The following is a 2,872-nucleotide window of genomic DNA, read 5'->3' as shown; positions in this document are numbered from 1 at the left end:
GTGCCGCCCTGATGGCCAGGGTGCGCCGCGGCGCCCGGCCGCCGGAGGCGCTGATCGACGTGGCGCCGCTGCTCCACGAGGCGCGGCTGTTCAAGAGCGAGGCGGAGCTCTCGCTGCTGCGCCACGCCGCGACGATCTCCGCCCGAGCCCACCTGCGGGCCATGCGGGCTGCGCGCCCGGGCCTCGCCGAGTACCACCTCCAGGCGGAGCTGGAGCACGAGTTCCGCTGGCAGGGCGGCACGGGGCCGGCCTATGCGAGCATCGTCGGTGGCGGCGCCAACGCCTGTGTGCTGCACTACATCGAGAACCGCGCCCCGCTGCGGGACGGCGACCTGGTGCTGATCGACGCCGGGGCCGAATTCGACCTCTATGCCGGGGATATCACCCGCACCTTCCCGGTGAACGGCCGCTTCAGCGAGGCCCAGCGGGCCCTCTATGCCCTGGTGCTGGAGGTCCAGGAGCGGGCCGTGGCGGCGATCCGGCCCGGCGTCACCCTGGCCGAGCTCCACGACGGCGTGGCGCGGGGCCTCACCGAGGGGCTGATCGGCCTGGGGCTGCTCGACGGCGAGGTGCAGGCGCGCATCGACGACGAGGGCTACAAGCGTTTCTATCTCCACTCAACCTCCCACTGGCTGGGCCTCGACGTCCATGACGTGGGGGCCTACCGCGAGGCGGGTGAGCCCCGCGCCCTGGCGCCGGGCATGGTGCTGACCGTGGAGCCGGGCCTCTATATTCCCGCCGACGACGACATCCCCGAGGCCTTCCGCGGCATCGGTATCCGCATCGAGGACGACGTGGCGGTCACCGCCGAGGGGCATGAGGTGCTGACCGCGGGCGTGCCCAAGCGCCTCGACGAGATCGAATCGCTGATGGCGAGTAAGTGATCGGTCTCATCGCCGCCCAGATGAATGTTATGTAATTTACGTTACGAAAGAATTCCTGCCCGGAGACGCCATGAACGAACCGCGAATGCCCGCCGGCGCCTCGGCATCGCCCACCCCGACCGAGCGCCGGGTCGATATCGCCATCGTCGGCGGCGGCCTGGTGGGGGCCAGCCTGGCTTGTGCCCTGGTGCCGCTGATCGAACGCCATGGCCTCTCGGTGGCGGTCATCGAGGCCGCCCCCCTCCTCGAGATGACCGAGGCGCCCTTCCAGCCCAGCTTCGATGCCCGGGCCAGCGCCATCGCCCAGGGCTCGGCGAGCCACTTCGCCGACATGGGACTGTGGGCGGCGATGGCCGAGCACGCCGCGCCGATCCGGCGCATCCATATCAGCGAGCGGGGGCGCTTCGGGGCGACTCGTCTGGCCTGCGAGGAGCTGGGCGTGGAGGCCCTGGGCCACGTGATCCCCAACGCCTGGATGGGCCGCGTACTGCACCGGCGACTGGGCGAGCTGCCCATCGCCTGGCACTGCCCGGCCCGGGTCGAGGGCATCGTCCCGACGCCAGGCGGCCATCGGCTGGCCCTCTGCGATGGGGAGCGCCTCGCGGCCGGGCTCACCGTGCTGGCGGATGGCGGCCGCTCGGGGCTCAAGGAGCGGCTCGGCATCGAGAGCGACGCCCACCCCTATGACCAGGTGGCGCTGATCGCCAGCGTCGAGCTGAGCCGACCCCACGGCGGCGTGGCCTGGGAGCGCTTTACCCCGGAGGGGCCCATCGCCCTGCTGCCCCTGGGCGGTCAGGCCATGGAGCTGGTCTGGACCCACCCCCTGGGCACGGAGTCGCGCCGGCTGGCGCTTGGCGACGGCGACTTCCTGGCCGAGCTGCAGCGCGCCTTCGGCGACCGCGCCGGGCGCTTCCGGCGGGTGGGCAGTCGCCACGCCTATCCGCTGAGCCTGGTCACCGCCCGCGAAACGACGCGGCCTGGCCTGGCGGTACTGGGCAACGCCGCCCATGCCCTGCACCCGGTGGCGGGCCAGGGCTTCAACCTGGCGCTGCGCGGGGTGATCGATCTGGTGGCCGCCCTGGAGGCCGGCCTGGAGGCCGGCCGGGAGCGCGGCGAGGCGCCGGGCAGCCCTGCGGTACTGGCCGACTTCGAGGCGCGGCGCCACGCCGACCGCCATAACGTGATCCGCTTCAGCGATGGTCTGGTGCGGCTGTTCGGCATCGACAGCGTGCTGCTCTCCCATGCCCGGGCGGCGGGACTGATCGGCCTCAACCTGGCCGGGCCGCTGCGTCGCGGCCTGGCCCGGCGCGCCATGGGCCTGGAACGCTAGGAGGCTGAGCATGGGCACCGCACGCCAGGTGAAGAAGGAAGAGAAGCGAATGGAGGACCCGATGGAAATGGGACGGGACGAGGCGCGCCAGGAGACCGCCGAGGTGGTGATCGTGGGGGCCGGCATGGTGGGCGCGGCCCTGGCCTGCCTGCTGGGCGAGGCGGGGGTCGAGGTGGCCCTGGTGGATGCCCGGGAGGCGCTGCTGGACCCCGACGCGGTGGGGCGCGGCCAGCCGGGCAGGCGGGTCAGCGCGCTGACGCCGGTCTCCCGGCGGCTGCTGGAGGGGCTCGGTGCCTGGCCGTGGATGGCGGCACGCCGGGTGAGCCCCTATCGCTTCATGCAGGTATGGGACGCCGAGGGCAGCGGCGAGGTGAGCTTCTCCGCCGAGCAGGCCGGCGTGCCGACCCTGGGCCATATCGTCGAGAACGACGTGACCCTGGCCGCCCTGGAGCGACGCCTGGTGGCCCTGCCCTCGGTGCGCCCGCTGCTGGGGAGTCGCGTGGCCGGGCTGGAGCCGGCGGCCGAGGGGCGCCGCCGGGTGCGCCTGGCGGATGGCCGCGGCCTGGTGGCCCCCCTGGTGGTGGCCGCCGACGGGGCGCGCTCGCCGCTGCGGGAGCTCGCCGGCATCGAGACGCGGGAGCGCGACACCGGCCATATG

General features: G+C 73.4%; 3 protein-coding genes. All 3 read left to right on the top strand.

Going from position 1 to position 2,872, the window contains the following annotated elements:
- Positions 1-884 (top strand): M24 family metallopeptidase (locus J5F18_RS01040; RefSeq protein WP_346300520.1); only part of this gene is annotated, 884 nt, incomplete at its 5' end.
- Between the two features lie 85 nt (positions 885-969).
- Positions 970-2,214 carry a 2-octaprenyl-6-methoxyphenyl hydroxylase gene (gene ubiH / locus J5F18_RS01035; protein ID WP_346302145.1) on the top strand — a complete coding sequence of 415 codons (1,245 nt, stop codon included), beginning with the start codon at positions 970-972 and terminating at the stop codon, positions 2,212-2,214.
- Between the two features lie 10 nt (positions 2,215-2,224).
- A partial coding sequence (locus J5F18_RS01030; RefSeq protein ID WP_346300519.1) for an FAD-dependent monooxygenase occupies positions 2,225-2,872 on the top strand: 648 nt, incomplete at its 3' end.

Source organism: Halomonas sp. BM-2019 (assembly GCF_017584085.1).
The sequence above is the reverse complement of the archived record's forward strand: the minus strand, read 5'-3'. Positions and strand labels throughout refer to the sequence as shown.